Source organism: Lysinibacillus sp. 10T31 (assembly GCF_056394365.1).
The window spans coordinates 1-459 of the sequence record NZ_JBFTHS010000201.1 but is presented as its reverse complement, the minus strand read 5'-3'; the positions used below and the strand labels follow the sequence as shown (position 1 = coordinate 459).

The 459-nt window shown below is 50.8% G+C and carries 1 protein-coding gene; it reads right to left on the bottom strand.

Annotated elements, in window-relative coordinates:
• Window positions 1-251: 251 nt before the first annotated feature.
• A partial coding sequence (locus AC1DCY_RS27635; protein ID WP_477355951.1) for a hypothetical protein occupies window positions 252-459 on the bottom strand: 208 nt, incomplete at its 5' end.

Genomic DNA, 459 nt, shown 5'->3' with positions numbered 1-459 from the left:
GCATAGACGTGTAAAAACGCGCTGTTCGGTGCAAAGGCGTCGACAGGAACTTTTAACCCGTATTACTTCATTCTTTAACGCGCCAGGGATGTCGATGAGAGTACTGACTATCAATCACGCGGAGCTACCGTCCTCAGGTATGGCTTTGAATCGGTATATGGGAACCGTCCAGAGTTCGTTTGAAGGGGAGCCATGGCGAAAATACGTAATCTGAATGGCCCCCAAGCTCTCAAGAATCTCGAGACCTGAACTCACCGGGGCCGCTTGACTACCCATTTTTTTATAGCTGGGTCTATTGGCTGTTCGGCTTCAATCTCTGCCGGGGTTTGACTGATCGCCATACCGTTTCCACAGAACGCAGTGAACACATCCCCGTTGAAACTGTAGAGTTCGACACTCGTCACGGTCTCACAGGCATCACTCGCCACTATTTTTCGTGCGAGTTTGACCCGAGACGAC